Source organism: Pseudomonas duriflava, assembly GCF_007830155.1.
GTDB lineage: Bacteria > Pseudomonadota > Gammaproteobacteria > Pseudomonadales > Pseudomonadaceae > Chryseomonas > Chryseomonas duriflava.
In genome coordinates this window covers 317,022-343,099 of the sequence record NZ_VLKY01000005.1, presented here as the reverse complement: position 1 = coordinate 343,099, position 26,078 = coordinate 317,022, and the positions used below count along the sequence as shown (strand labels likewise).

Sequence of the window (26,078 nt, the reverse complement as noted above, 5' to 3'; positions counted from 1 at the left end):
CTAAAAAGGGCCAGCTCCTTATAAGGAGCTGGCCCTTTTTAGTTCAGACGCTAGTTGCGCCTTGGTAGTAGAGCTGAAATAAAAAAGGGCCTAGCCGAAGCTAGACCCTAGAAAGAGGTGGTGGCTACGCAGGGACTTGAACCCCGGACCCCAGCATTATGAATGCTATGCTCTAACCAGCTGAGCTACGTAGCCATCCGAGGCGCGCATTATTCTCGGAGAGAGGAGCTGTGTCAACCCCCTTTGAGAAATTAATCGTTTGTAAATCAAAAGATTGTAACCTTCCTGCTGATCTTGACGGGAAGGAAGGTCGCAAAGTACTGACGCTTTGTGTGAACAGGCGGCAGCACTGTCTATTACTGTTTTTCTTGCTGCTCAAGCAAAGCCTTGGCCATTTTCAGATGATGTTCCAATGTTGGAAGTGTGGATTTGGCAAAGCTCTTGAGTTCGGAATCTTGGCCGCTTTCCGCTTCTTGGCGGTACAGTTCGATAGTCTTTTCGTGGGATTCCACTTGATTATTAGCATAGGCTACATCAAAGGATTCACCCTGGCGTACCTTAAGAATCATGGCTTTCGCCTTATCCATCAAGTCCGCCTCGGTTGAAACCTCTAGTTTCTTTTGCTTGGCAATTTCGCTGAGCTGCTTATTGGACGCCGTATGATCATCGATCATTTTTTGAGCGAATGTGTTTACGTCCGGCGAGCTACCTTTTTCCTTTGCCATTTTGGCGGTTTCGATTTCGGCCATACCCAGAGCAGAGGCTTGGTTGACGAACTCAGCTGGGCTCAGGTCGGCTGCATAGGTGGTGGTAGCCATGGCACCCAGCAGAAGACTTAGGCTGCCGGCGAGAAGGGTCTTGGTAGGCATTTTCATCATTAAACGCTCTCTTGGTAAGCCGTATTGGCTTAGGTCAGTCAGTAATGCTGCGATTACGCCGGACGAAGAGGTAGGCAATTAAGCCGCACGCGACCGGTGTCTTTTTGTGACCGGCCTGGCTTTGTAAGGGTTCAGCTTTTCACAAGGAGAAACAGTTTTTGAAAAAAAACCAAGCTCTTTATCAAGCCGCAGACCCTTGTTAGCGTTAAAAGCCATCTTGGTGAGTGACTGGTGCAAGCTGATCATCTGGAGCTGCTGTGCTCCAGCAACTCCTAGGCAATCGAGAACTTACCGAGGTAACTCCTGCATCAAGGTCTATCGCGGCCGAACAGGGCATGCTTGTACAGAGCATAGGTTCAAGAAGGTGAGAACGGCTTCGTCAGTCAAGCTTCGTGCATTTGACGGTATAACCGAGGAGAAGCGTCGTTTTCCATATAAGGAGGACTCGTATCAGTCAAAAGGCTGAATAAAGCTTGGCGGGTCTATTGGAAATGTATTGGGGTCGTAAACACAGCTCAATAAAGAATCATGACCATAGCTCCTTCTGCACGATTCCCTTCCCTCTACACAAAAATGCTTTGCAAGCTAACGATTATATTGGGAGCGCGCTTTCTGTAATCATTGCTTCCACAATCTCTGCAATCGCTTTCAATTACAGACTCCGAATATATGAGCGGTGTAGTTGCAGCATGTCTTCACGGAGTTAATCGCTACAGGTAAAGATGAATATGAAGCACTCTATAGGGTTACTCATGGTTTTGGTGATAGCCAGCGGTTCTGCCGTTGCTGCTCAACAGAACGATCTGGCCAAGGTATCGCCTGCTGTAGAGCATTATTCTTATTCCGATCATCTGGATATCAAGCGGGTTATCGATACACCTGATTTGAGCAGCTTTTGTGGTATACGCCCGATCAGAATGACGTATGAAGACCATCAGAATCATATCCATATATTAGAATATGAAGCTTCTGGAATGAGCTGTAATGATAATTAATCGTTAGTTCATTCAGGATGTTTCAATAAAAAAGGGCAGCTTTAAGCTGCCCTTTTTTATTGATTGCGGGCATCAATAAACGTGTGCAAGTTGGTTACGTGTCGTTCGGTAATAACGAGACCCCTCTCGGCCGGTCTGATCAAATGTAATGCCGAAAGCTAGCCTATGTTTCTTATGGCCTTACTGCCGCTCCCTCATGGAGAAATACTCTGTTGTGAGAGCCAATGCACGATTGGCATCTAACAAAAGCAGGGCGATGCCTGTCACAGTGACGACAGTGGCAACGATTGGCGGCTCGGCTGCCTGTTGCCTAAGCATCTATCGCTTTATCGGCATTGTAGAGGACATGCATGCGCATCAGTATCCGATCGATTATCCCATTTTTGTTCATTTATCTGACCAGTACGCTGTACGCGTCAGCGGCTCAGCAAACGCAGGCCGATGCCCACGCACCGATCAAGATTCTTTTTGTCGGGAATAGTTATACGTACGTTAATGATCTGCCTGCGGTTCTGAGTGAAATGTCTATCCAAGCGCGTCAAGCGCGGCCTATCCAGACAAAAACCCTGGCGTTCTCCGGTGCTTCGCTTGAACTGCATTGGAAAAAGGGTGATATCCAGCAGGCTTTGAAGGATGAACACTGGGATTATGTTGTTCTGCAAGAGCACAGCATGCTGCCGGTCAAGAACCTGGATCTGATGTACCAATACGCGCGGCTGATGGATGATGAAATCAAAAAGAAAGGTGCCAAGACCATTTTCTACTTAACGTGGGCGCGCCAGAACAATCCGGATATGCAAGCCAAACTAGACCAAGCTTATACAGCCATCGCTAAAGAACGTGGTGCCTTGCTGGCTCCAGTAGGGCAGGCGTGGCAGACGGCTTTGGCCGCAACACCTCGACCAAGTTTGTTTCTGCCTGATGGTAGCCACCCTTCTTTTACCGGGTCATATATTGGAGCATCAGTTTTCTACTCCTTGATCTACGGTAAAAAACCACCACAGCCGAGCGCCGCGCAAACCAAGCGGCTAGAGAAAGCGACCGCTGCCACGCTGCAACAAGCAGCCTGGAAAGCCGTCCAGTCATTGGAGAGCTCCTTGCGGGTCTCACCTACCGCTCAAGACATGCACGCTGCAAACTAAACATCAGTGGTGATGTTCGCCCAGTGCTGAACGCTGGGCGAAACTGCCTCTTAAGGTATGTAGCGCTTTTCCTGCAGACGTTTGATCGCACCGATCAGGCTGTCTTCTGTACTGACTGCTTCGGTAAAGCCTGCACGGCGAATCTTGCCCATATCGGAAATCATGTCGAATTCGGTATTGAAAACGAAGTCGCCGAATTTCCATCCTATCAGCTTTTCATAAGGGATCGCTTGCAGGCCCTGTTGCTCGGCCAGTTCTTGCCAGACGGCAGCCTTTGCCGGCATTTGTGCGGCCAGGGAGAAGGGTTGCGGTTCGGCCACTGGCATATCGAATGCCTCTGCGACCTTGTGCCATAGCCGCTCCCAGCGAAAGGGCTCGCCAACCAGATTGAAGGCTTCGTTACGGGCGGCAGGGGCCAGTGCAGCCCAGATACTGGCGCGTGCTAGCCAGCGGGCATCTGTCAATTGAGCGAGAACACCACGATAAGCCTTTACTGAGCCAGGGAAACGCAGAGGGACACCAGCCTGCTTGCTTAGCGCAGCAAAAGCGCCGATGACCAAGGCGATATTCATGGGGTTTCCTGCAATATCACCTACCACAACATCCGGGCGCAGGATGGACCATTCGAATTCACCCTGTGCGGCGCGCTCACGCAGCAAGTCTTCCTGGGTGTAATAGAAGTTTGGAGCAAGGTGTCGTGGATCATCCTCATAAAAAGGAGCTGTCGTCGGGCCTAGGTGGACACCATAGACTTTAGCGCCCTGATAATGGACGACACGTTCCAGTTTGGCTCCAGCTGCCTTCAGACCATCAAGGAGGTTGCGCAACATGGCGCCGTTGATTTCCGCTTCGCGGGCGAGGCTACTATCGGGGCGCAAAGCGGCATAGAACACATGAGTGGTATCGCCGGCATGGCGTAGAGCATCGGCGGTAGCCTGAGCATCGTTAAGATCCAGTTCGAGCGTCTCGACACCCGGTACGAACGTACGGCGTACAGCGCGGACACGCCATTCTGGATTCTCGACTAGGGTTTCAACGAGGGCATTGCCGATGATTCCGCTAGCGCCTACAACCAAGGCGACTTTTGAAGCTGACATAGGGTTCTCCACAGCATGATTGGTCATTGGACTAGTCTTCCAGAAGTAATGATTCATTCTCAAGGTTGGTCATGCGGCCTGCTGCCAGGTTCAATGAATCATAAGGTTGGGTTTGGTCTTGATATCGAACTGATCCCTTGATGGTGCGGTCGATGAATCGGGGTAGTTGAGCGTCATGGTTTGTCCAGCGCTTGGCTACCGAACCGAAAGGCACGGGCCACTAGGAAAGTGCTGGGTGTTGCACTGACGTCCAGCCCTGATCCGGTTTAGCCGATCGACATCTCTGATCAGGGTTCAATGATGGAGCGTTCGCCTATGAATACCTCTGCTACAGCATCCGATACCAAGCTGCGGCGTGCTATTACAGGGCCCATGCTGTTGTTATTCATTTTGGGCGATGTGCTGGGCGCAGGTGTATATGCTTTAGCCGGCAAGATTGCCGGCGAGGTGGGTGGAGCGATCTGGGTGCCGCTTGTGGTGGCGTTGGGGTTCGCGATGCTGACGGCCGCCTCTTATGCTGAATTGGTGACTAAGTACCCGAAGGCAGGCGGTGCAGCTGTATTCGCAGCACGGGCCTTCAAATCGCCGCTTATATCCTTTCTGGTGGGGTTTTCTATGCTGGCGGCTGGCGTCACTAGTGCCGCTGGGCTTTCTCTGGCCTTTGCCGGTGACTATTTAGGAACCTTCATCACCTCACCGCCTCTCGTGACGGCACTCATTTTCCTAACGCTCGTGGCCCTGCTGAATGCGCGAGGTATCAAGGAGTCAATGGGTGCAAATCTGGTCATGACCGTGGTTGAGCTATCGGGGCTGTTACTGGTTGTTGTCCTGGCTGCCCTGTACTTCGGCAGTGGTCAGGGTGATCCGGGACGGGTCGTACAATTTACGGAGGGGACGTCTCCGCCCATCGCGGTGCTAGGGGCTGCCTTGTTGGCGTTTTATTCGTTCGTAGGGTTCGAGGTCTCGGCCAATATGGCAGAAGAGATCCGGGATGTGCGCAGGATCTATCCTCGCGCCCTGTTTGGTGCGTTACTGATTGCCGGAATCGTATATGTATTGGTAGGGCTAGCCGCCTCGCTTGTACTGCCGGCAGAGCAGTTAGCTGCTTCTTCCGCGCCGCTGCTAGATGTGGTTAAAGCAACCGGCTATGGCGTGCCGCCTACGCTTTTTGCTTTCGTGGCGTTAATTGCCGTATCAAACGGGGCGTTGCTCACCATGATCATGGCCAGTCGACTGGCCTATGGAATGGCAGAGGAAGGGCTCCTGCCGCCAGTACTGGGTCGGGTATTGCCTCAGCGGCGGACACCTTGGGTGGCTATCGTGGTAACTACGCTTGTTGCCATGGCTCTAACAGTGACTGGAACACTTTCTGCCCTTGCTGAAACGGTGGTGCTTCTGCTCCTCTTCGTCTTCTTGAGTACCAATGTTGCAGTGCTCGTGCTGCGACGGGACCGAGTAGATCAGCCTCATTTCAGGGTTCCTGCGTTCATCCCGGTCCTGGCGATTCTGTCGTGTTTGATTTTATTGAGCCAGCAAAGTCTGGAAACTTGGCTTCGTGCCGGAATTTTGCTGGCAGTTGGGGTGGTCTTGTACTTCGCGGCGCGTACGCGCTCGGTAAGAGAGGCCACAGGTACGGCCTGAGTATTCAGGCCGTACCTGATCAAAAGATCCAGCGCTGCGACGAGGGCTTGGCTGCCGGTGTGACGGCCGGTTGGGCGGGGGGCAGTGGACGCTTGTCCTGCTCCTGCCAGGTAACATGGGTCAGTTGGGTGACAGGCTGGGCCAGATAGTTGTTTAGTTGAGCGGGCGGTGAATGAAGAGGCGTGACCTGCCCCAAGCACCAGCCGGCGACCAGGGCGGCTGGAATAAGCAAACGACAAAAAGCCTGTTTATATGATGAGTCCATTCCTTGGTTCTCATATCAATACGATGCGGCCAGATGATATCGGATAAGTTCAACGCCAAAGAGGCACTACAGACCTTTATTATGAAAACGAGCGGGCTCTCACAGCTTAAAGGCCGCCTGATTGGCAGTTGAACAGGCACGTCCTCAGCGGAGCTGAAGGCGGTTACGCACTTCTTCGCAGCACATCAAGACGATCTGAGCGCGGGTCAGATGAGTCTGGTCATTACTCTGCCGAGTGGCCGCTGTAATCATCGACTCGATATTTTGGAGATGAATCAGTTTGAGATGGGCGCTCATGTTGTCGAGCTCGATCAGCTCGGCGATACGACTTTCGGAGCGGCTGAGTAAACGTTGGATGACATCAGGGCTTTCGTCGGAATAGATTTCGGAGGGAGAGGAATAGAAGGGACGAGGAGCAGGTATAGCATTCAATTGCGGTTCCATCGCGATCAGCCTCGAAGTGATATCCAAGTAAAAGGTAACGCTCAGAGAGAGATTTAGCTCGACTGGCAGGCCGACGCAAGAGGTACGCCCCGCCGAGGAGACGAGCGGGCAGCCCGTCGTCGGGGAGAGTAACGATCAATTTTCCAGCGCTATGTTTGGATTGAGGTGTTCTGGTCCAAAATCTCTCGGTAGAAACGCCACTCGTGCTCCAGTGCATGCGCCTGGTTCTTGGCCTGACGAAAGCCGTGACGCTCGTTTGGATAAAAATAACCTTTGGCCGGGACGCCGCGATCCTTCAATGCCCGGAGCATGGCACGGGTCTGTTCAGGAACAACCACGGCGTCTAACTCGCCCTGGAAAAAGATGACCGGCACGTTGATCCGGTCGGCATGTAATAAGGGAGTTCGGGCACGATAGCGCTCGGCATCGGCGCTGGGGTCGCCAATAAGCCAATCGAGATAATCCGCTTCGAACTTATGGGTAACACGCGCTAGAGCGGCTGGGTCAGTAACCCCATAAAGGCTGGCGCCGCCACGAAAGACCCGATGGAAAGCCAGCGCACAGAGTGCGGTGTATCCGCCGGCACTACCGCCCCGAATGAATGCCTGTTGGGCATTGATCAAGCCGCGTTCAGCCAAGTGTGCAACAACAGTACAGGCATCTTCGACATCTGCCTCGCCCCAGCTCAGATGCAGACTTTGTCGGTAAGCGCGACCGTAGCCAGTGCTGCCTCGGTAGTTGAGATCGGCAACAGCAAACCCCCGTTGTGCCCAGTATTGGATGCGAGGGTCGAATACGGGATAGCAGGCAGAGGTTGGCCCGCCGTGGATGAAAACCACGAGCGGAGGGGGCTCAACGCTGTTCAAGGCTGGGTAGAAGAAGCCATAGGCGTGGCCTGCGCCTGTTGGGTAGCGCAAGGGCTGTGGATGACTGATAGATGCGGGTGGTAGAGGAGAAAGGCCACCAGCAAGTGTTTGTACGGTCCCGTCATTCAGGTCTATGGACACGACAGCGGCAGTCCTATCGGGGGCAGCGGCTATGCAATACAGCCGGTGACCATGCCGTGAGAAACTGCGAAAGCGTGTGAAAGAAGAGGCGAAATGCTGCAATTGATGAGGCCCATGGTGCAGCCCTAGGTGCCCGAAGCCGTCCTCGAACCAGGTCGCAAGATAAGCGTCGCCGCCCAGGGTCAACCACGTACGGCCACCCAGTTGAAACGGTGCGGCGGCATGGTCGGCGTCGATTGAGGACAGTTTAGTAAAGCCGGAGGTCGACTCGCCCCAAGGTTGCCACCAGCCGTTCTTGTCGGAGAGACAATACAACTGGTCAAGCTCATCAAAGCGTGGCTGTTGAAGGGATTCCTCCGCACCGCTGGCAATCAGGCTGGGTGTGTCCCAGCGGCCGTCTTCGAGGCGTTCGGCACACATGAGGCGTGTAGACGTCCAGGGTTGGTCAGGGCGGCTCCACTCGATCCAGGCAAGGCGTTTGCCGTTGGGACTTAGCGTTGGTGAGGCATAAAAGTCTGCACCTTCCGCCAATACCTGACGGCGCCCATCAAGCAGACCAATTGCGACCAGCCGGTGGATTACGGCCTCGCCTTCATGACTTTCCTCGACGGCCATGATGGCTCCGGCCGCCGCTTGAAGATCGCCATAACGGTATTTGCCTTGCGTGAGAGCCACCGGCGTACTGCCATCCAACGGCTGACGGTACAGCTGCTGGTCCGCCTCGTTGACAAAGAGGGCTTCCGTGTCGGTCAGGCAGAAGGCACCGCCGCCATACTCATAGACGCGGCTGCGTGCACTGTACCCGTCCGGCGTCAGACACTGTGCCTGGCCGTCGACCCAGCGCCATAGACGACAAGCGCCGTCGGCCGGATCGTACTGGTTCCAAAACAGGCCCAGATCCGAGGCGTGAAGTTCGGCGAAGTCGATACCGGCTGCAACAGCCTGCTCCGCAGTAAAGGTCGTATTCGGGGCAGGTGAATTCATCAGGTCCTCCACGACAGCGGCGAGCAGTGTCTTTATCAGGCTTTGGCGATAAGCTTGGAGTTCCGCTCGTTACGAAAGCTCAGTTGCTCAATGGTCTGGGTCGCGTGCTCTGCTTCTTTACGGGCATTTAGAATGACGTCGTGATGAGGCGACTTGCTGCATACCGGGTCGGCATTGGCGGCATCACCGGTCAGCATGAACGCTTGGCAACGGCAACCACCGAAGTCCTTTTCCTTCTCATCGCAGCTACGACAGGGCTCAGGCATCCAGTCATAACCACGGAAGTGGTTGAAGCCGAATGAGTCATACCAGATGTGTTGCAGGCTGTGATCTTTGACGTTTGGGAACTGGACCGGCAACTGACGTGCGCCATGGCAGGGCAGGGCGGTGCCATCCGGGGTGACCGTGAGAAAAATGCTGCCCCAGCCATTCATGCAGGCCTTGGGGCGCTCCTCGTAATAATCCGGCGTGACGAAAATCAGTTTGCAGGGGTGGCCTTCCGCTTCCAGCTTGGCGCGGTATTCGTTGGTAATGCGCTCGGCACGCTCCAGCTGGGCTTTGGTTGGCAGCAGGCCAACCCGATTGAGCTGTGCCCAACCGTAGAACTGGCAGGTGGCGAGCTCGACGAAATCAGCCTCCAGCGCTAGGCACAGCTCGATGATACGGTCGATCTTGTCGATGTTATGCCGGTGTGTGACGAAGTTGAGCACCATGGGGTAGCCATGGGCCTTTACGGCACGGGCCATCTCCAGCTTTTGGGCGAAGGCTTTCTTGGAGCCGGCGAGCAGGTTATTTACCTCTTCGTCGCTGGCCTGAAAGCTGATCTGAATATGATCCAGCCCCGCGTCGCGAAAGGCGGCGATCTTCTGCTCGGTCAGGCCGATGCCTGAGGTGATCAGATTGGTGTAATAGCCCAGGCGGCGGGCTTCGCCGATCAGCTCGGCCAAGTCCTGACGTACCAGCGGCTCGCCGCCGGAAAAGCCCAGTTGCGCCGCGCCCATCTGGCGGGCCTGCTGCATGACGGTAAACCACTGCTCGGTAGTCAGTTCCTTGCCCTGTGCCGCGAAGTCCAGCGGGTTGGAGCAGTAGGGGCACTGCAAGGGACAGCGGTAAGTCAGTTCTGCCAGCAGCCAGAGGGGCAAGCCTATGCCGGGCTTGCCTGGCGTATTAACCGAGTTGGATCCAGTGCTCTGCACGAGCAACCTCCATGAACTGCTCCACGTCGTCGCCGAGTTCCGGGACGCCGGGGAATCGTTCGTTTAAGACATCAATAATGGCGGCAACGGTGCGTTGGCCATCGATCAGGTCACCAATAGCACCGGCACTTTCGTTCAGTTTGATCATGCCTTCGGGGTAGAGAAGCACGAAGCCGTTCTGCGCGGGCTCGAATTGAAAACGATAGCCGGAGCGCCAGCGCGGCACCTGGTTACGGTCGAAACTCATAATGGAATCCCTTTATGCCAGACACGCTGGTCGGTAACGGTGTGGTAAGGCGGCCGCTTCAGCTCGTAGGCCATGCTCATGGCGTCGAGCATGGTCCAGAGGATATCAAGCTTGAACTGCAGGATATCAAGCATGCGCTGCTGGGCTTCGTAGGTGGTGTAGTGCGCCAGGGTGATGTGCAAACCATGCTCCACATCGCGGCGCGCCTGGCCAAGGCGGGTACGGAAGTATTCGTAACCGGCCGGGTCGATCCAGGGGTAATGCTGAGGCCAGCTGTCCAGGCGCGACTGGTGAATCTGGGGGGCGAACAGTTCGGTCAGTGAGCTACTGGCGGCTTCTTGCCAGGACGCACGGCGAGCAAAATTCACATAGGCATCCACGGCGAAGCGCACGCCGGGCAGAACCAGCTCTTGGGAAAGGACCTGCTCGCGATTCAGCCCCGTTGCCTCAGCCAGACGCAGCCAGGCTTCGATGCCGCCGTCAGTACCGGGCGCACCATCGTGGTCGAGGATGCGTTGGATCCACTCCCGACGAATCTCGCGGTCGGGGCAGTTAGCAAGAATCGCCGCGTCTTTGAGTGGGATGTTTACTTGATAGTAGAAGCGGTTGGCTACCCAGCCCTGAATCTGCTCACGCGTTGCGCGGCCTTCATACATGGCCACGTGATAAGGGTGGTGGATATGGTAATACGCGCCTTTGGCGCGCAGAGCCTGCTCGAACGCTTCGGGCGTAAGGGCTTGCGGCATAGGTCATTCCTCTGGCGTAAAGGCGGGGTGCCGCCGGTCTTGAGACCAGATATAAGCACCGCACGTTATCTTTAGTATCGACTGCTTCCGCCTGGAAGGGGCAGATTCTTACAATTCGATACTCATGCCGTCCCAGGCCACTTCCACCCCGCGCCGTTCAACTTCGGCTCGCTCGGGTGAGTCTTCGTCCAGGATCGGGTTGGTGTTGTTGATGTGAATAAGCACCTTGCGCGGCGAGGTCAGTTGGTCGAGCACCTCAAGCATGCCGCCAGGACCGTTCTGTGCCAGATGACCCATTTCACGACCGGTACGGGTGCCGACCCCACGGCGCTGCATCTCATCATCTTCCCACAGGGTGCCGTCGACCAGCAGACAGTCGGCTTCGGCCATCTTGGCTAGCAGGGCAGTATCTACTTTGCCTAGACCCGGTGCGTAGAACAGACGGCCGCCGGTGCGCAGGTCTTCAACAATCAGGCCGATATTGTCACCAGGGTGCGGGTCGAAGCGGTGCGGCGAGTAAGGTGGCGCCGCACTACGGAGAGGCAGCGGGGTGAAACGCAGGTTCGGGCAGGCCGGGATGGTAAAGCTGCCTTCCAGCTCGATACGATTCCAGCGCAGGCCGCCGTTCCAATGCTCCAGCATGTTGAACAGCGGAAAGCCGGTGGTGAGGTCCTGATGGACCATATCGGTGCACCAGACATCATGCGGGCAACCTTCACGCAGGCTAAGCAGGCCGGTGGTGTGGTCGATCTGGCTGTCCAGCAGGATGATTGCCCGGATGCCGGTGTCGCGCAGAGCGCGGCCGGGCTGCATCGGGGCGAAACCTTGCAGTTGGGCTCGGATATCAGGGGAGGCGTTGCACAGGACCCAGTTCACCCCATCGTCGGACAAGGCAATGGAGGATTGGGTACGAGGTTGCGCACGCAGGCTGCCGTCGCGGACGCCACGGCAGTTGGGGCAGTTGCAGTTCCACTGAGGAAAGCCGCCGCCCGCAGCGGAGCCAAGAATCTGGATATACATGGGTCAATAATCTAGGGCCAGTTTAGAACTTGCCGCGGTACAGAGGAGACTGTGTGCAAGGGTAGTCGCTTGGACTTGCGTCGGCGAGACCAGGGCAACTTCTAAGCGGGCCAGGAACAGGGGACTAGAAAAAGGACGCCCCGGTTAACCGGGGCGCCTTTCACGCAATCAACGATTGGCGAAATACATAGTCACTTCGAAACCAATACGCAGATCGGTATAAGCAGGCTTAGTCCACATAATCATTACCTCAGGGTTACTGTCGGAGTCTGTCCGACTTACTTAGTCTTGCGTTCCATTCATACGTTCAGGAAAGGCGGTTCCTGGCCCGACCTCCTGTCGGCGTATATGCATAGTCTACTACCCATCAGGCGCGACATGTAGTCACATCGTCCGCCAAATAGGTTCTGGCGCCGGATGGTTGCCTAGGCAGAGCCAGCCATGGGTGGCTGCGGTGAGGTCCTGACACGCGTTCTTGAAGTCGGCAGGTGTCAGGTGCTCGATAGCGCGCCGCAGTGCCTCGAAATAGCTGGCAGAGTGGCCACCCAGATAGGCCTGCCAGAGTTGCTCAGCCGTGCTGCGCGGCTCCAGCACGGCTTCGTTGAACTGATCGCCCAGGGCTTGTTGGGCTGCCGTCCATTCAGCCAGAGACGGAGCGTTATGTGTTGTAAGCGCCTCGAAAAACTTACGGGTATGAGCTAACAACACGGCTGTTGGGATGGCGGGCGACTGTATGCCGAACAGCAAGCCAGGCTGGCCTTCCATGTGGCGAAAGCTGGAAAAGACGGCGTAACCCAACTGCAGCTCGACGCGCATACGCTGATAGAAGCGTGATTGGACAAGTTGAGCCAGCAGACGCCAGGCGGCTTCCCGGGCAAGATCGCCTGGGGGAGCGGGACAAAACAACACAATGGCGTGTTCGACAGACGATGTGGAAATCTTCTGCCAGTAATGCCCGGACGAGATGTGGCCGGGCTGTGGGCGGCCAGGCGCAGGCTTTCCAGGCAGCTTGACCAAGCTGGTGCCGAGTGGCGCAAGCGATACCTCGGGCAGACCAGCTACCAGGCCATCCCAGTGACTGCGAGCCCAGATGTCCGCTAGGAGCGCTGGACCGTTCGTTTCGGTCTGAACGCTGACAGAAGCAGGTGACAGTGTGGCAAGGTTTGCCACGCTATCCGGTAGTGCATTCAGTAACGCTCGAATGGGCATGCCCGCTGGCGCTTCGGGTTCAGGCTGAGTGAACGAGGCCCAGGCATCTGTTGTTGGAGAGGTTAAGTGCGACGTCAACGCGGCCAGGACTGCTGGTATGGGCTCGCTGTAGCCTGCCAGCTTGAGCTGCCAATATGGCCCGAGCGCAGTCAGAGTCATGTCCACACCGGCTTGGCCAGCTTCTTCGGTCAAACCCTTGAGCGAAGCGGTCATGGTGCGTAGCAGTGCGCGTCGTGTATCGGGTGCAACGGCAGACTCGGCTCTCCAGCGCAGATAAAGCGCGCCTTCGCCCGTTTGAGAGGACAGCGCCTGGCTGACATGCAGGGCTGACGGGAGCGGTACCGGGAAGGCAGTAGAATCAGGTGACCTTAGGAAGGGGTTCGCCGGGGGTAATGCCCAGGTTGGCAACGATTGTTCAGGCGCGATTTCAACAGGATGGAGAAGCTGCTCGGGACAAAGGGTGTTGAGAAGGGCGCGCAGGGCTTGGACGCTCTCGGCCGATAGCTCTAGGTTGTACTGGGGCGACTCAACATGGCCGCGCGCAAGCAGCAGAGCCGGTGCCGTTTGACGCTCGCGCGCCTTGAGCAAGGCGTATTCTTCACGTAATGAACCCCAGTCATCCTGATCTGCCAGAACGCGGAGCCAGTCGAAAAAAGCACCGGCGATACAGCCTTGCGCCGATTGGCCTTGCTCGGTAAGGGTAAATTCGATGGTTACCAGGGCTTGGTCGGCAAAGCGATACAGTACTTCGGGCTTTACGGCATCGATCCAGCCACGCTGCGTTAGAACATTCAGCAGGCCGCCAGCATGGCGACGGGTCAACCAGGTAAACAGAAACCTCAGCGCCTCTTCACTGCCAGCGGGCAGGCCTTCGAGGGCAAAGGTCAGGTTGAGGCGTGAGGGATCGAATGCAGGCAGCGTTATTTTCGTCTTGGAGCGAAGTGGGGGCGGCAATGCCTGCAGGAAATGTGTTCCGCTGGAAAAGTCATTGCCATAGCGCTCGGCCAACTCACGCAGCTCGTCCAGTGACTGCGGCCCCACAAGAGCCAGCGTCATCTGGCCGCCGTGGTAGTAGCGTTGATGAAACGTGTGTAACGCTGCTTGAAAAGCGGGGTTGGGCACTTGCAGGCTATAGCGATTACCCGCGTGAAAACCGGTAGCGGGATGCTGTCTGGACAAAGGAGCGGTCAGCCAGGCCAGGCGGTGGGTGGTGGCTTCTCGTGACCAGGCGATGAACTCGGCATGCAGCACTTCCCGTTCACGGCGCTGATCATCCAGGGCTAGCCGAGGGTGCGCGAGCATATCGCACAGCCGGGCCAGCCCGCCTTCGAACGCGGCAGGCGTCAGCTCGAAGAAAAAGTCTGTAGTGCGGTCGCGGGTACTGGCATTCACCTGGCCGCCATGCTGTTGCACATAAGGCATCAGGCTCTGGTCGGCAGGAAAGGTGGCGGTGCCCAGGAAGAACAGGTGCTCCAGGAAGTGAGCCAGACCCGGCCAGGCGCTGGGGGCGTCATGGCTGCCAGCGGCGACACGCACGGCCGCCGCTGCGCGTTTCAGGCGCGGGACATGTTCGAGTGTGACGCGCAGGCCGTTCGGCAGAGTTAGGGTGTCGGTTTTCATCATGGGCGAATAGGTCATGGGCATAGTGTACCGCCCGTGGCAAATGACCAGGCAGGCTCTTGACCAGCCTCAGCGGAAAGGCGGGGCTATGGGTGAAAAGGATAAACGTAAAACCTGCGAATTCGCCTTTTTAAGCTGGAAAGGTCATAAATTTCCAGGCTTTGGCGTGCGTAGGCAACAGATCCGGGTAGAGTGTCAGGTTTAATCGCATAGCGGTCTTTGGGCACTGGCCTTACGGCGCTTTTACACAAAGCGTTATCACCTTTTCTTCGAACCCTGCGGATTCGCCGGTTGTCGTCCCAGGCGCGTCGAAGTGCTTATCCAGTGTCTGTCGAATAAATGCCGGTGTGTAACAGCCGGCCTGTTGTTTTTTGAGGATGTTTTTTCGTGGACGACATTTCAGGCGCATCCGTCAGCCCTCTTTCGAATCTCGAACGGCTGCGCAGCCGATTGCTTGACCTGAGCGCTCGTAACCGCTTGCTCAGTTTTTCCCATGCGCGCAGCAAGCGCTTCGTACGTGTTATCGACGAGCTGCCGGATCAGCTGTTCGAAGCTTTGACCTCTGAGCGCTCCATGCGCTTTGCCCCAGTACCCGAACCGACCGAAAAGCAATTGCTGGAGCACGGTTTCCTGGTAAGGGATGCGTGCACCGGCGAGATCCGGGAAGCCAAGAAACGGCCTACCGCTGAAGAGTGGGCTGCCCAACTGGGAATGGCGGCCAGTTATGAGCTGCCCATGCCGGCAGAAACCCAAAGTAGAAAGCACACAGACGAATCCATTCAGAGCCTCTACTTTCCGGCTGAGCTGGAGTCGCGCCTGCACATCATGCATGCGCAGTCACGGTTGGCACTGGAGGAGAGCGGGGCGAATATCCTGTACCTCGCCATCGGCTTTCTTGAGTGGGACGAGTCTGTAGCAGGTACCAACAGTACGCGCCTCGCGCCGCTCATGTTGGTGCCTGTGCAACTGGAAAAAGGCAAGCTCAACGCCGACACGGCTACGTTCGAATACCGTATCCAGTACACCGGCGAAGATATCCTTACCAATCTTTCCCTGCGGGAAAAGCTAAAAAACGACTTTGGCATTGCGCTGCCGGATATCACGGAAGACCTGACGCCCGAAGCCTATTTCACGCAGATCACAGATACGGTACTGCGTACCAAACCAGCCTGGCAGGTTCGCCGTTTCGCCTCGCTCGGGCTGTTCGAGTTCGGCAAGCTCATGATGTACCTGGACCTTGATCCGGCGCGGTGGGCTGGCGAGCAGATTGGCGAGCACCCCTTGGTACAACGTCTGATTGGCGCCGCTGCCGACAGGCGTGAAAGCGGCAGCAGCGGGGGCGGCTTTAGTGCCGAGTACCTGATCGACCGTCTGGAGGATGTGCACGAGCGCTACCCCTTGATCGACGATGCAGACAGCTCCCAGCACAGCGCATTGGTAGATGTGATGCGCGGCGAAAACCTGGTCATCGAGGGGCCACCCGGCACCGGTAAATCACAGACGATCACCAATATGATTGCGGCGGCCATGGCGCAGGGAAAGAAAGTGCTGTTCGTGGCGGAAAAACGGGCAGCGCTGGAGGTGGTAAAGAACCGGCTGACCCGCGCCGGGCTTGGCGATTTCTGTCTTGAGCTGCATAGCCACAAAAGCCAGAAGCAGGCTGTGATCGGTAGCATTCGCGAGCGTATCCAGAAGCGCGGCACTTTCCGCTCACCTAAACAGCGACAGGAGCAGATTGCCCATTACGAGCGACTCAAACAGCAGCTCAATGGGTATGTCGAGCACCTGCACAGCGAGTTCGACGAGACGGGCATGACGGTGCATCAAATATTGATGCAGGCGACCCGGCTGCGGGAAAGCCTGCCGTTGACACCGGCCGTTCTGCACCCGACCGGGGATCAGCCAGTTTCCCGGGTACAGCTTGAAGAGCAGGCCGGCTTCTATGCCCGCTACTATCACAAGACGGCCCAGGAGGCAGGCGAGCCGGGCAGGCTTGAGACCCACCCCTGGTTCGGGTGCCAGCTGACGCACCTGACTGCACCCGAGCGTGAAGCTCTCATGGCATCGTTACAGCAGGCGCAGGCCAGGTTGAACACATTGGCCCAGGCAAGAGCGCCGCTTGCGGAGCTGTTCGGCGCACCGAAGGTAGCCCATTTTACTCCCGAGGCCTTGGCGGATCTGGCGGATCGATTGCCCTCTCTGGTATTGCCTCAAGGGGATGAGGACTGGTCCCTTGTTGGCGTGCTGAACACAGATACCTGTAAGGCGTTAAGCGCCTGGCTGGAGCGCTTCGACAGCCTGCTCGCCGGACAGGAAGCCCTGGCACGCAGTTTCCGTGCGGATGCGATTGCCTCGGCGGAGGCCTTGCAGGCCATGACCCAGGCCTGTGCAACACTGCGCCTGCATACTGGCGAAGATCTGGACCTCTCCCACGCGCTGGAGCTGATGAAGCGGACGCGCGACCTCATGCAGGCGGTGTCTCAGGTTGCCACCTTGCTCAAGCAGATACAGGCGCATGACCAAGCGCTGGAGCTGACTACGGATCGTGAGGGGCTTGAACAGCTGGGCACCCTGCTGCGGCTGGTACAGGCTCTGCCTGCTGAACTAGCAGAGGCGCGGCAGAAAGGTTTTGAAGACGAGGCGCTTGATCGTCTCCTGGCCGATCTGGCTACCCAGCTACCTGAACTCCGGCAGCAGCGTGAGCAGCTCTCCCAGGTATTCAGCTTTAGCCGTTTGCCAGACAGCCAGCGGTTGGAGGACTTGCACCGGGTCTTGGCAGATAGTTCGCTTTTTCGCTGGTTCAAGGGTGAATGGCGTGCAGCAAAGGCCGAACTGCTGACCCTGGTGCGGCCTGGGGTCAAGCTGGGCGAAGGAATCGCGGCGTTACCCGCGGCAGTTGGCTTTCAGCGCGAGCAAGCCCTGCTGCAGGATAACCCCGTCTATACGCAAAAGTTCGGGCCCTTGTTTCAAGGCATGGAAACCGATGTTGACGCTCTGCTACAGCTCCGCGGCTGGTATCGGCAGCTCCGTGAAACCTGTGGGCGTGGCTTTGGCGCCAAGGTATGGATTGCCGACTACCTGCTCAAGGCTGATACCGCAACGATCGATACACTGCGTGAGGCCTCTGAGGCCACGTTGACCTATCTGGACGAGGTTGACGACCTGCGTCAGGCTCTCGAAACGGTATTTCCTTTTGACACCCACGACCTTCGCAACCGGCCTCTGCTAATGGCAGATGGCCAGTTCATGCGTCTGTTGAAAAGTGCTGGCGGCGCGCTCAAATCCTTGCTGCCCTATGTGCGCGAGCAAAATCCAACACTTCAGGGTCTTCAGGAACGGCTCAAATCATTGGAAAGCTGGCAGCAGAACGCGGCGCAGTTGCGGCAGGATGAGCATCTTACTGTGGCGCTTGCGGGTCGTGAACTGCCCACGCTGGAACAGGCGTCTGCCGCACGTGCCACCCTCAATGCCTGGCGGCATACGGTTGAGCTGATGCAGCCAGTCCTGGCCTTGCCGATTGGTACAGCACTGGCGGCTCGGCTGGCGCAAAGGGATACCGACGCGGCTGCAGCGCTGATCCAGCAATGGCGTGCTCAGTCTGCGCCCGTTCAGCAGGCCATTGCGGTATGGGAAGACAGCCTCGATGCATTTCTTGTCCAGGGTGACATCGAGCCTGACGAGTGGTGGCAAGTCCTGGCGGAGCGAGACTTTCCCGGTCTTCAGCAGCGGCTTGCCCGCGCTGCCGAGCGGGAAGACCTGCTGGATCACTGGTTCGAGTACCGGCGGCTGCGTAGTCGTCTGGTGGCGCTGGGCTTTGCGGCAACTGTGGTTGCAATCGAGCGGCAGCAACTGGCAGCAGACCGTTGTGCCGACGCCTGCCTGTTGGGGCTGCTTGACTGCTGGGCCTGCCAGATTCTGGAAGAGAATCCGGCGCTGGGGCAGTTTTCCGGCAAGGAGCAGGACGCCATTCGGGCGCGTTTCGCTGAAATTGATCAGGCGCTCAAGGGGCTTCAGCGCGAGGAAATTGCCTACGATATCGACCAGAATGAAGTGCCGGTGGGCAACAATTCCGGCAAGGTAAAGGAGCGTACCGAACTGGCGTTGCTGGAGCATGAGGCTAGTAAACAGCGCAGCCACCAGCCGATTCGAAGCCTGATGCAGCGCGCTGCAAGTGCTCTGCAAGCGCTGAAGCCCTGCTTTATGATGAGCCCTATGGCGGTGGCGCAGTACTTGCCTGCCGGTGAGGTGGAATTCGATCTGGTGGTCATGGACGAAGCTTCGCAGATGCGCCCGGAAGAATCGCTGGGCAGTATCGCGCGGGGCCGGCAACTGGTAGTGGTGGGCGATCCGAAGCAGCTACCGCCCACCAATTTCTTTGCCCGACAGGGCTCAGCGGACGATAGCGAAGACGAGGACCTGTCTTTGGCTCAGGACTCCGAAAGCATTCTGGACGCTGCGATGCCGCTGTTCCGCTTGCGTCGCCTACGCTGGCATTACCGGTCGCGTCACGAAAGCCTTATCGCATTTTCCAACGCAGCCTTTTATGACGGTAATCTGGTGGTTTACCCATCACCGTATAAGGAGTCGCCCGAGTTTGGCGTAAAGTTCGAGCATGTGGCGCAGGGCCGCTTCGTCGAACAGCGCAACGTGGAAGAGGCCGAAGTTGTGGTCGCGGCAATCGAGCGGCATGTCTTGGAGCAGCCGGGCGAGTCGTTGGGCGTGGTAGCCATGAACGTCAAACAGGCGGATCAGATCGAGCGCTTATTGGAGCAGCGGGCCAAACAGAATCCCGCGCTTCAAATGGCGCTTGAGCAGAATGCCGGGCAGCCCGAGCCCTTGTTTATTAAAAACCTTGAGAACGTACAGGGGGATGAGCGGGACGTCATCTACATTTCAGGCACCTATGGCCCGGTGGAAGCCGGAGGTAGGGTGCCGCAGCGTTTCGGTCCGATCAATAGTGACTCAGGGTGGCGCCGCTTGAACGTGTTGTTCACCCGCTCGAAGAAACGCATGCACGTTTTCACCTCGTTCACGGCGGCGGATGTGCTGGTAACCGGTACGTCGAGCCAGGGTGTGCAGGCGCTGCGCAACTTCTGGCACTTTGCCGAGACGGGCTACCTGCCACGCCTCTCGGAAACCAGTCGGGCACCGGACAGCGATTTCGAAGTGGCAGTTATGGAAGCACTGTCCCGTCACGGTTATACCTGTGAGCCACAGGTAGGCGTGGCCGGCTTCTTTATTGATCTGGCCGTAAGGGACCCGGCACAGCCGGGCCGCTACCTCATGGGTATCGAGTGCGATGGCGCGGCTTACCATTCGGCCAAGTCCGCCCGTGACCGCGACCGGTTGCGGCAAAGCGTGCTCGAACAGCTGGGATGGCGCATCCGGCGAATCTGGTCAGTGGACTGGTTTCGTAACCCGCGTGCTCAGTTGGACCCGGTCATCCATGAACTGGAGCGGTTACGAGGTGCGGTGGTTGAGCCATCCGACGCGTCAGAGACGTTAGTGGCAGGAGAAGTTACTAGTGTTACGGAAGAACAGGCCGCGCCTGGAAACGCTGAGGAGTAAGCCCATCATACAAAGGGCGCGCCATTAGCACGCTGTGCTTTGGTAAGCGTCCGGTAAGCCAGGCTGTGACCTCTCGTCCAGATAAAAAAGCCCGCTAAATGCGGGCTTTTTTATGCTAGTTGATCAATGCGCTTCACCGTACAGTGCCTTCTCGCGCTCGATCATGATGTCTGCCAGGAACCAGTAGGCTTCGCCCCAGGCATTTAGAATATCGTCCGTCGCAGCATCGCCCAGGATGTCCTTGATAGCTGGCAGCAAGGCGTCAGCTACGGCAGGGTAGTGCTCGGCCTTCACATGGGTGGCCACATGGCGGGCGCAGATCTTGTCTACGGCACCCTGAATGGCATCCAGGTTATCGATGTTTTTCGCATAGGCCACAATGGCCGCTGCCAGTCGCTTGGGCTGCTCGCCGGAGATATGTGCAGCCTCGTCGAAGAGCGCTTTGATCTCGGGGTTTACGAACAGGCGTTCATACATGCGTGTTGTGATGGCAACGCCGTGCTCTTGTAGCATCGGGGCGGTGGCTTTGACGATGGCAAGGGTTTCAGGCGAAAGAGGTTTAGTCATAGAGCTTTCCATACTCACTATTCAGGCATCTGGCCTGCTTGTTAAGGAGAGGGCTAACGCTAGCTTAGCCTGACAGGCAGGCTAAGTATTGACCCGGATCATGAGCGTTATAAATGATCAGAGGAAGCGGAGAAACGGTAAAGCTGCACCCTCGAAGGCGCAGCGACCACTCATGGTGTGGGAAAGCCTGGTTTAATGTGCGCGAGCAGATTCAGGAACAGCGCCCAGGTTCGCTCGGTCGAGGCAATGCTCAGGCACTCATCCGGCGAGTGTGCGTTTCGGATATCCGGGCCAAAAGAGATCATGTCTACATTATCCAGCTTGGCACTGAACACGCCGCATTCCAGGCCAGCATGGATACCGGCAACCTCCGGCTTACGGCCATATTGCGCCGTGAACCGTTCCACGAACAGCTCACGCAGCGGCGATTCGGGCCGGAAAGGCCAGGCCGGGTAGCTGTCGTGCAGTTCAAAGCGGGCACCGATCATGGCTGCCAGGGTTTGAAGCTTGGCGACTGTCGCCTCCATTTGAGAAGGGTGTGAGCTACGGCTGGCGCTACCAAAGCTGATTTCGTCGCCAACGATATCAAGCGTTCCGAGATTGGTTGAAGTTTCGACCAGTCCGGGGATATCCGGGCTCATCCGCTGCACGCCTTGCGGCATCAGCATGAGCGCCTGGCACAGAGCCTGGGTGGTCGACGGGCTAAAGCTGTGAACCGGTGCGTCGGGCTGGGACGCAAAGGCCAGTTCAAAACCAGGATCGGCCGTTACATATTCTTGCGTCAGTCGCTCACGCCAGGTCGAAAGGGTCGTCTGAACTGCTTCTTGATCCCTGGCGGCAATCAACACCGTCGCCTCGGCCCGGCGCGGAATGGCATTGCTCTTGCCGGAGCCGCTCTGAATAAAAGCGATTTGCGCGGCGTGCCTGGATTGCAAGTCGTGCAGGACGCGACCCAGCAGCAAAATGGCATTACCGCGAGGCGTATGAATATCCAGCCCGGAGTGCCCGCCCTTGAGGCCTCGCACTTGTATCGTCATGGCTACGGCATCCGCTGCCGAGTCGATCCACTGGATCGGCAGACGCATATCGCTGCGGTTGCCTCCCGAGCAACTGGCAAACAGCAGGCCTTCTTCTTCGCTATCGATGTTCAGGAACAGACGTCCCTTTAAGCCGGACGTGTCCAGTTGAGCGGCACCTCGAAGCCCAACCTCCTCTTGGGAGGTAAACACCGCTTCCAGCGGTGGGTGGGGAATGTCAGTGCTTTCCAGCAACGCCAGCATAAAAGCTACGGCAATGCCATTGTCAGCACCCAGCGTTGTGCCATCGGCCTTGAGCAGATCGCCCTCTACCCGCAGCGAAATCGGGTCGCGGGTGAAATCGATAGGGTTGCCCTCGTTCTTCTCGCAGACCATGTCTGTATGGCCTTGCAGGATGGTGACGGGCGCGTCTTCGTAACCTGGGCTGCCTGGCTTTCGAATGATGACGTTATCCAGCGCGTCGCGCTCTGCGGCCAAACCATGGCGGCCTGCGAATGCCATCAGATGATCCGCTACGGCTTGCTCATGAAAAGAGGGGCGCGGAATAGCGGAAAGGGCAGCGAAATGGCGAAACACAGCCGCTGGGGCGAGCTGATCAAGGGATACTGACATGAGCGCTCCAAACAGAGGGAAAGCCTTGAGAGTTGACTGCGCGGCGGCGGCAGTCAAGCGTCTCGGTCAGTAAAAGCAGGCTAGCAGGGTGGTTAATGGCCGGCGCGGTAGTCCACCAGTTCCTTACCCAGGGCCTCAGCGGAGTCCTGCAAGGTATCGACCGGGTTTTTCTGGCAATGATCACGAATCCACTGCATACGCAGATCAGCGTCCATTCCCTCGGAAACATTCTTGATCCCGCTGCGGGTCGTCTCGTTGAAAAACGAGAAATAGCCCGAGACCCAGGCGCTGGCGTAAGGCTCAATCGTGTCCCATTCCTGCAACAAGACCCGACATGGCTTAGGACCGATTCCCAAAGAAGCCGTCGTTGCGCTCTCCTGCGCGTGAGCCAGCGTACCTGTCAGTGCCAGCACGGCGGCTGCCATCCCTGTATATCCTTTCATGTGAGTCCTCTGTGTAAAGCGTCTTATCTTCGAGCTTGTTATTGACCGCATGATTGTGTATTTAACATGGACCTAATTACAATTGGCTTAAAGCGCTTGTAAATTAAAATATGTAACGTGCTCTTGCTTATTTTTTATAAGTAGTTGGTAAATCGTGATTCCTGCTCAATGAATGGTGCTTTTGCACCGCCTGCATTGGCATAAAAATTTAAAAATATTATAATGTTTTATGTGGCTCATAAGTCTGCAATAAAAAACTGGTTGGGTAGAAGGCTATATAATACTTATATAGGGCCTGCTTTTTAACTATAGGTTTGCTCGATCCCTAGGAAAGGTTCCTTTCAAAGGTATTTCTCTGCGCTCTTTTCTACCAATATGGTTCTTTTTGCTGTAGCTGTAAAAAATCTGAAACGCTTCTTCATTAATGTTTTTGTAGGCTTTCAGTGCTTCAGCTACTGTCTCATCATAAGCTTTTTCTGAAATATAATAACTGGCTTTCATGTAGTAAATAAAGCCAAACTGAAAGCCTAATGTTTCAGAAATATAGGCATTATCGCCTATATAGCAGTTTTCGAAGTCAATTATATTTATTGTGCTAGGGTTCGATGGAGAAAGCACTACGTTTTCAACCCAGTAGTCTAAGTGCCAGATTTTCTTTCTATGCATATCTAGCATAGAAAGAAAAAAAACCTTAAAGAATTGCTGCGGCTCGGCCTTGCCACTATTTAGCCATTCTAGGCCATTAACATGGTTTTCTAACCAGTCAGTAACAAGAAATACCTCATTCACTAACCCTATTCTAGATCGTTTGTAACCAAAGCCATAAAGTTGGGGTGTATTAAGCCCTTTTTGTATGACGTGATTAGTATTGATAATCTCTGATATGGGCCATCCGTAACCACCTACTCGCCTTCGCCAACCGAAAGTAGCTCTAAGTTGGGCTTGTAGTTGAGTAATCTCAGTTGTTTTAATGAAATAGCTTTTTTGATTTACGCGAAGTGTACTGAATGATCGATTGCCTTGGCCCCTTTTATTACGGTCGTTGATTAAGCTCTGGACGAAAGGAATAAATTTATTGGATTCCTCTGTTTTAGAATAAAGAATCCATTCTTTAAGGCGTCGTTTGATGGGTAGTGAAACTCCATGCTTATGTAAATAAAGCATTTATCAATCCATGCGGAAATATGTGATTAAATTCACGGATTTTACATGAAGCTCTGCTGAGTTTGCGAGATTTTCTTTACCTTTGCTAAAGTTAATTAACAATAAAATTGTAAGACTTGTTTGTGGTTTAGACTGTCGGCCCCCTTGAGGTAATGCGTACTGGCTAATTAATACTTAAGGGTAGTAGGAGATACCTTGGCTATATGCTAGTTAAGAAGTTGCTATGTTCAATGCTTTTCAATTGGCTGAATTTAAAATTAATTTGTCTCGTAACAGAGTATTGGCCTTTCTAACGATGCCTCATTATGGCCGATATAAAAGAAAATTTCTGTAAGTACAGAGTAGTAGCTAAGCCCAGTTAATTTGACAGGGGATTTCAAACGTAGCAGTCCACATATCAAATAAGGGGCATATTTCAAATAGCCGATATAAAACCAATCCAACGCCCGGCTAGTACAACACCCAGCCAGCACGTCAGAGACAATAACGCATGAGCTTGAAGGGCACGAGGCACGGCTTTACCTTCCTGCAGGCAGGTTTGCCGATAAGCCGTATGTCTTAGAAGTACATTGAGCAGCGCAAGCCCTATCAGGCCCAGCTTGATAAGAAAGGCCCGGTTACTGATGTAATCCTGTGCGTTGACCGTGAAAAGCCAAAAGCCACTCAGGAACGCCAGAACCACACCGCAGGCCGCGATGCGAGTTAGAAAAGGCTCTAGCGTTGCCAGGGGGACCTTGCGAAAGGCACCAAGTAACCGTAGATCAAGCGAGACGATGGAACCCAGCAGTATGCCAAACGAGGCGATGTGCGCGGCGTTCACCAGCAGATAGGCAACGCTCGACTGCCGCAAGAGAACTGCGGGAGGCCACCCTGAGAGAGCTACCCAAAAGCCTTCCTCCACCACTTACCGGATGCGTTCGGGATAAAGCGTGTAGGTCTTGCCATTCACCTCGATCTGCACCGCTTTCATTCTTTTTTCTGAGGCGTCTTGAGAGCGGTTGCCAGTCGCCGTAATGGTGTCGCCGGGTTTGGCTGAGCCCTCTATGAATCCCGCGCGTTGCGTTTGGGCAGGGTTGGCGAGTTCGACGCGCCAGACTTCGTCCTCCGCTGTTTTTACATCAAGCCAAGGGTGGGGCGGTGCCACCTGGACCTTGACGACCGTGCCGTTTAGCTGGATCTGCTCGGCCTCAGCCCATGACCAGCCATGATGGGCAGCAGCTAGGGGAGCCAGCGCTGCGGTGATAAGGACGGCTAAACCCAGGGTGCGAGTAATGCGAGAGCGATATGACATGGTCGGCTCCTCGATGGAGTTTCGATGACATACGATTTATGGCGAATCAGCAAAAGCTTTGATTAGTACTAGCGCAATCCGGTGTAGGGCACTGTGATTGCTTCTGAGTAAAGTAACGCAAACGGTAAGGGCTTGGTAACCGCTGTCAGCCGTGATCCGCTCTTGGCGTCAGCCCTGTTAAGGTTAGCCTAGTTTATCTATCAGACAATCTGAGTTTTGTTCAGCAACGTGCCATTGTGTGTCCTTTACAGTTACAGGGTTTGTCTTTTCTACCTAGGAACTCTCATGCACTTGATCTCTCGTACGCTTCTTATCTCCTTGATCCTTACAGCCAGTGCTCCTGCGTTAGCCTTCAATCTGAACGATGCTGTAAAGGCAGCGACTGATAGTCAGCAGGATGCCTCTGCTGTTGCCGCCAGCACTCCTGAGGCGCAAGGGCTGATTAAAGCGCTAACCGAGCAGCTAGATGTTTCGCCGCAGCAGGCAGTGGGCGGTATAGGGGCCTTGTTAGGGCTAGCGCAGAACAAGCTGACTGGCGGTGAGTATGATCAATTAGCTCAAGAGGTTCCTGGGTTGGATCAACTGGCAGGGGACAATGCGCTTGGCGGGTTGAGTCAGCTAGGAGGCCTGAGTAGCCTGCTGGGCGGTAATGCCAAAGACATTACGGGGCAACTGAGCGGGCTGCTGGATCATATCGACAACCAGCAAGAGGTTGATCAAACCTTTGATGCGCTGGGCATGAATAGCGGTATGAGCAGTCAGTTCGCCAATGTCATCCTACAATACTTGGGGCAGCAGAATATTGATGCTTCGCTGTTAGGGGACCTGAGTAACCTATGGGGAGTAGGCAGTTAAGCCGCCGGGGAAAGGAAAACGAGTAATAGGGCAGCCCTTATGGACGATAT

Annotated in this window: 22 protein-coding genes and 1 tRNA gene; 5 read left to right on the top strand and 18 right to left on the bottom strand. The window is 55.7% G+C overall.

Features of this window, described 5'->3' with window-relative positions; genetic code table 11:
• Window positions 1–118: 118 nt before the first annotated feature.
• Together IQ22_RS09710 and IQ22_RS09705 are read right to left on the bottom strand one after the other, a co-directional pair.
• Window positions 119–195: transfer RNA gene (locus IQ22_RS09710), tRNA-Met, on the bottom strand.
• A 161-nt stretch (window positions 196–356) separates the two neighbouring features.
• Window positions 357–875 (bottom strand): DUF4142 domain-containing protein, encoded by a 519-nt coding sequence (locus tag IQ22_RS09705; protein WP_145141198.1) that lies wholly within the window; start codon window positions 873–875, stop codon window positions 357–359.
• A 731-nt stretch (window positions 876–1,606) separates the two neighbouring features.
• Here IQ22_RS09705 and IQ22_RS09700 point away from each other — a divergent pair.
• Together IQ22_RS09700 and IQ22_RS09695 are read left to right on the top strand one after the other, a co-directional pair.
• A complete protein-coding gene (locus IQ22_RS09700; protein WP_244309060.1) occupies window positions 1,607–1,873 on the top strand; it encodes a DUF2790 domain-containing protein in 267 nt (88 codons plus the stop codon).
• 350 nt (window positions 1,874–2,223) lie between these two features.
• On the top strand, window positions 2,224–3,015 hold the full coding sequence (locus IQ22_RS09695; protein WP_145141141.1) for an SGNH/GDSL hydrolase family protein: 792 nt from the start codon (window positions 2,224–2,226) through the stop codon (window positions 3,013–3,015).
• 50 nt (window positions 3,016–3,065) lie between these two features.
• On the opposite strand, the gene IQ22_RS09690 is transcribed toward IQ22_RS09695, so the two are convergent.
• Complete coding sequence (locus tag IQ22_RS09690; protein WP_145141139.1) at window positions 3,066–4,112, bottom strand: SDR family oxidoreductase; 1,047 nt, start codon at window positions 4,110–4,112, stop codon at window positions 3,066–3,068.
• 315 nt (window positions 4,113–4,427) lie between these two features.
• On the opposite strand from IQ22_RS09690, the gene IQ22_RS09685 reads away from it, so the two are divergent.
• Window positions 4,428–5,753, top strand: coding sequence for an APC family permease (locus tag IQ22_RS09685; RefSeq protein WP_145141137.1), 1,326 nt, complete (start codon window positions 4,428–4,430; stop codon window positions 5,751–5,753).
• Between the two features lie 19 nt (window positions 5,754–5,772).
• On the opposite strand, the gene IQ22_RS09680 is transcribed toward IQ22_RS09685, so the two are convergent.
• The 9 genes from IQ22_RS09680 to pqqF all read right to left on the bottom strand — a co-directional run bounded on the left by IQ22_RS09680 (window position 5,773) and on the right by pqqF (window position 14,515).
• A complete protein-coding gene (locus tag IQ22_RS09680) occupies window positions 5,773–6,018 on the bottom strand; it encodes a hypothetical protein (RefSeq protein WP_145141135.1) in 246 nt (81 codons plus the stop codon).
• A 144-nt stretch (window positions 6,019–6,162) separates the two neighbouring features.
• Entirely contained in the window at window positions 6,163–6,462 is a 300-nt protein-coding gene (locus IQ22_RS09675) for a hypothetical protein (protein ID WP_145141133.1), read from the bottom strand.
• 149 nt (window positions 6,463–6,611) lie between these two features.
• A complete protein-coding gene (locus IQ22_RS09670) occupies window positions 6,612–8,453 on the bottom strand; it encodes a S9 family peptidase (protein ID WP_145141131.1) in 1,842 nt (613 codons plus the stop codon).
• A 35-nt stretch (window positions 8,454–8,488) separates the two neighbouring features.
• Window positions 8,489–9,649: a pyrroloquinoline quinone biosynthesis protein PqqE gene (pqqE, locus tag IQ22_RS09665; RefSeq protein ID WP_145141129.1), complete on the bottom strand. Its 1,161-nt coding sequence runs from the start codon at window positions 9,647–9,649 to the stop codon at window positions 8,489–8,491.
• Window positions 9,621–9,896, bottom strand: coding sequence for a pyrroloquinoline quinone biosynthesis peptide chaperone PqqD (pqqD, locus tag IQ22_RS09660; protein WP_145141127.1), 276 nt, complete (start codon window positions 9,894–9,896; stop codon window positions 9,621–9,623). The genes pqqE and pqqD overlap by 29 nt, the downstream gene beginning before the upstream one ends.
• Window positions 9,893–10,642 (bottom strand): pyrroloquinoline-quinone synthase PqqC, encoded by a 750-nt coding sequence (gene pqqC, locus IQ22_RS09655; protein ID WP_145141125.1) that lies wholly within the window; start codon window positions 10,640–10,642, stop codon window positions 9,893–9,895. Before pqqC ends, pqqD begins: the two co-directional genes overlap by 4 nt.
• A 108-nt stretch (window positions 10,643–10,750) precedes the next feature.
• Window positions 10,751–11,662 carry a pyrroloquinoline quinone biosynthesis protein PqqB gene (gene pqqB, locus IQ22_RS09650; RefSeq protein WP_145141123.1) on the bottom strand — a complete coding sequence of 304 codons (912 nt, stop codon included), beginning with the start codon at window positions 11,660–11,662 and terminating at the stop codon, window positions 10,751–10,753.
• Window positions 11,663–11,830: 168 nt separating this feature from the next.
• Window positions 11,831–11,902 carry a pyrroloquinoline quinone precursor peptide PqqA gene (gene pqqA, locus IQ22_RS09645; RefSeq protein ID WP_003243383.1) on the bottom strand — a complete coding sequence of 24 codons (72 nt, stop codon included), beginning with the start codon at window positions 11,900–11,902 and terminating at the stop codon, window positions 11,831–11,833.
• Between the two features lie 144 nt (window positions 11,903–12,046).
• Complete coding sequence (pqqF, locus tag IQ22_RS09640; protein WP_244309058.1) at window positions 12,047–14,515, bottom strand: pyrroloquinoline quinone biosynthesis protein PqqF; 2,469 nt, start codon at window positions 14,513–14,515, stop codon at window positions 12,047–12,049.
• Window positions 14,516–14,878: 363 nt separating this feature from the next.
• On the opposite strand from pqqF, the gene hhe reads away from it, so the two are divergent.
• Window positions 14,879–20,059, top strand: coding sequence for a DUF4011 domain-containing anti-phage protein Hhe (hhe, locus tag IQ22_RS09635; RefSeq protein ID WP_145141121.1), 5,181 nt, complete (start codon window positions 14,879–14,881; stop codon window positions 20,057–20,059).
• A 123-nt stretch (window positions 20,060–20,182) separates the two neighbouring features.
• Here hhe and IQ22_RS09630 read toward each other — a convergent pair whose 3' ends face one another.
• The 6 genes from IQ22_RS09630 to IQ22_RS09605 form a co-directional block, all read right to left on the bottom strand.
• Window positions 20,183–20,626 carry a globin domain-containing protein gene (locus IQ22_RS09630; RefSeq protein WP_145141119.1) on the bottom strand — a complete coding sequence of 148 codons (444 nt, stop codon included), beginning with the start codon at window positions 20,624–20,626 and terminating at the stop codon, window positions 20,183–20,185.
• A gap of 170 nt (window positions 20,627–20,796) precedes the next feature.
• Window positions 20,797–22,275 (bottom strand): aminoacyl-histidine dipeptidase, encoded by a 1,479-nt coding sequence (locus tag IQ22_RS09625; RefSeq protein WP_145141117.1) that lies wholly within the window; start codon window positions 22,273–22,275, stop codon window positions 20,797–20,799.
• Window positions 22,276–22,367: 92 nt separating this feature from the next.
• Window positions 22,368–22,718 (bottom strand): hypothetical protein, encoded by a 351-nt coding sequence (locus IQ22_RS09620; RefSeq protein ID WP_145141115.1) that lies wholly within the window; start codon window positions 22,716–22,718, stop codon window positions 22,368–22,370.
• Window positions 22,719–23,024: 306 nt separating this feature from the next.
• Window positions 23,025–23,882, bottom strand: coding sequence for a BUD32 family EKC/KEOPS complex subunit (locus tag IQ22_RS09615; RefSeq protein WP_145141113.1), 858 nt, complete (start codon window positions 23,880–23,882; stop codon window positions 23,025–23,027).
• A gap of 415 nt (window positions 23,883–24,297) precedes the next feature.
• Window positions 24,298–24,732 (bottom strand): DUF6644 family protein, encoded by a 435-nt coding sequence (locus tag IQ22_RS09610; RefSeq protein WP_208733624.1) that lies wholly within the window; start codon window positions 24,730–24,732, stop codon window positions 24,298–24,300.
• A 54-nt stretch (window positions 24,733–24,786) separates the two neighbouring features.
• Window positions 24,787–25,173, bottom strand: coding sequence for a DUF6152 family protein (locus IQ22_RS09605; RefSeq protein ID WP_145141109.1), 387 nt, complete (start codon window positions 25,171–25,173; stop codon window positions 24,787–24,789).
• Window positions 25,174–25,458: 285 nt separating this feature from the next.
• Between IQ22_RS09605 and IQ22_RS09600 the strand changes: the two genes are divergently transcribed.
• Window positions 25,459–26,028 (top strand): DUF2780 domain-containing protein, encoded by a 570-nt coding sequence (locus tag IQ22_RS09600; protein ID WP_145141107.1) that lies wholly within the window; start codon window positions 25,459–25,461, stop codon window positions 26,026–26,028.
• Window positions 26,029–26,078: the final 50 nt, after the last annotated feature.

Coding starts and splice junctions, on each gene's coding strand:
- IQ22_RS09705 (WP_145141198.1), bottom strand. CDS start 875: ATGAAAATGCCTACCAAGACCCTTCTCGCCGGCAGCCTAAGTCTTCTG.
- IQ22_RS09700 (WP_244309060.1), top strand. CDS start 1,607: ATGAAGCACTCTATAGGGTTACTCATGGTTTTGGTGATAGCCAGCGGT.
- IQ22_RS09695 (WP_145141141.1), top strand. CDS start 2,224: ATGCGCATCAGTATCCGATCGATTATCCCATTTTTGTTCATTTATCTG.
- IQ22_RS09690 (WP_145141139.1), bottom strand. CDS start 4,112: ATGTCAGCTTCAAAAGTCGCCTTGGTTGTAGGCGCTAGCGGAATCATC.
- IQ22_RS09685 (WP_145141137.1), top strand. CDS start 4,428: ATGAATACCTCTGCTACAGCATCCGATACCAAGCTGCGGCGTGCTATT.
- IQ22_RS09680 (WP_145141135.1), bottom strand. CDS start 6,018: ATGGACTCATCATATAAACAGGCTTTTTGTCGTTTGCTTATTCCAGCC.
- IQ22_RS09675 (WP_145141133.1), bottom strand. CDS start 6,462: ATGGAACCGCAATTGAATGCTATACCTGCTCCTCGTCCCTTCTATTCC.
- IQ22_RS09670 (WP_145141131.1), bottom strand. CDS start 8,453: ATGAATTCACCTGCCCCGAATACGACCTTTACTGCGGAGCAGGCTGTT.
- pqqD (WP_145141127.1), bottom strand. CDS start 9,896: ATGAGTTTCGACCGTAACCAGGTGCCGCGCTGGCGCTCCGGCTATCGT.
- pqqC (WP_145141125.1), bottom strand. CDS start 10,642: ATGCCGCAAGCCCTTACGCCCGAAGCGTTCGAGCAGGCTCTGCGCGCC.
- pqqB (WP_145141123.1), bottom strand. CDS start 11,662: ATGTATATCCAGATTCTTGGCTCCGCTGCGGGCGGCGGCTTTCCTCAG.
- pqqF (WP_244309058.1), bottom strand. CDS start 14,515: ATGCCCATGACCTATTCGCCCATGATGAAAACCGACACCCTAACTCTG.
- IQ22_RS09630 (WP_145141119.1), bottom strand. CDS start 20,626: ATGACTAAACCTCTTTCGCCTGAAACCCTTGCCATCGTCAAAGCCACC.
- IQ22_RS09625 (WP_145141117.1), bottom strand. CDS start 22,275: ATGTCAGTATCCCTTGATCAGCTCGCCCCAGCGGCTGTGTTTCGCCAT.
- IQ22_RS09620 (WP_145141115.1), bottom strand. CDS start 22,718: ATGAAAGGATATACAGGGATGGCAGCCGCCGTGCTGGCACTGACAGGT.
- IQ22_RS09615 (WP_145141113.1), bottom strand. CDS start 23,882: ATGCTTTATTTACATAAGCATGGAGTTTCACTACCCATCAAACGACGC.
- IQ22_RS09605 (WP_145141109.1), bottom strand. CDS start 25,173: ATGTCATATCGCTCTCGCATTACTCGCACCCTGGGTTTAGCCGTCCTT.
- IQ22_RS09600 (WP_145141107.1), top strand. CDS start 25,459: ATGCACTTGATCTCTCGTACGCTTCTTATCTCCTTGATCCTTACAGCC.